Annotated in this window: 1 protein-coding gene; it reads left to right on the top strand. The window is 62.2% G+C overall.

The features are described from left to right. Positions 1–194 precede the first annotated feature (194 nt). Positions 195–1,133 carry an IS110 family transposase gene (locus EN851_RS34100; protein WP_127873644.1) on the top strand — a complete coding sequence of 313 codons (939 nt, stop codon included), beginning with the start codon at positions 195–197 and terminating at the stop codon, positions 1,131–1,133. The last annotated feature ends 22 nt before the right edge of the window (positions 1,134–1,155 follow it).

Here is a 1,155-nt window from a genome sequence, read left to right as displayed (position 1 = left end):
TTGTATCTACACGAGAGAGATTTCGTGGGATTGAAGCGATTGAGCCAAGGTCCGGGCGGCCGCCCGGACCTTGGCTTGGCGAAGTCGCCCGTACCACCTGAGGTTACAGCCGCGGGAGAGCTTGGGATCTTCGCCTTCGTCACGCACGACCGAACAGTCGCTTGGTTCCAACCGTACGCACAAGGCAGGTTACCGTGAACATGATCATTTGTGGAGTTGATGTTTCGAAGGATTGGCTGGACGCGCATGTCTGGCCCGACGGGGCGGTAGAGCGCTTCACCAACGACGCGACGGGGATCGCAGCTCTTTGGCTGTTCTGTCACAACCATGGCGCAACCCACGCGGTGATGGAGGCGTCGGGCGGCTATGAGCGGTTGGGCTTCATGCTTTTGTGGGCGCACGGCATGCCGTGCGCTCTGGTCAATGCCAAGAGCGTGCGCCGCTTCGCCGAGGCGATGGGCTATCTGGAGAAGACCGACCGTATCGACGCTTCCATCATCGCCCATTACAGCGCAGTCAAGAAGATCGTGCCGACGCCACCACCCAGCACTGCCCAGCAGCGGCTTACTGCGCTGGTTGGGCGGCTTTGCCAGGTCGTCGGCGATGCGACCGTCAACAAGCAGCGTAGAAGCGCCGCGCGCGATGCCGAGACAGGCGCCAGCATCGAGGCGATGCTGGCTTTCCTCAAGCGTGAGGAGCGGCGCCTGGAAGGCGAGATCGCCTCGATGATCGACGATGATCCGCTGTGGGCCAGATTGGGATCGGCCTTCCGTTCGCTCAAGGGCGTGGCTGGCCGCACCGTGGCCCGCCTCATGGCCGAACTGCCCGAGATCGGCCTCATCTCCAACAAAGCAATCGCCAAGCTGGCAGGCCTCGCCCCTATCGCCAACGACAGCGGCAAGCGCGCCGGCAACAGGCATGTGCGCGGCGGACGCGCCGGGCCCCGGGGCATCCTCTTCATCGTCGCAGCCATCGCAGCCAAGTTCGATCCCCATCTCAAAGCGTTCGCTCAACGGTTGCAACAGGCGGGAAAGCCCAAAATGCTCATCCGCATCGCACTCGCCAGAAAACTTCTCGTCATCCTCAACGCAAAAGCACGCGACGCGAGAAGCGAATTCGCAAATGCAACTTGACACCCCAGATAGTCGCTCTCCC

This window comes from Mesorhizobium sp. M8A.F.Ca.ET.208.01.1.1 (assembly GCF_004791315.1).
Taxonomy (GTDB): Bacteria; Pseudomonadota; Alphaproteobacteria; order Rhizobiales; family Rhizobiaceae; genus Mesorhizobium.
This window is presented reverse-complemented; position numbering and strand designations above follow the sequence as displayed.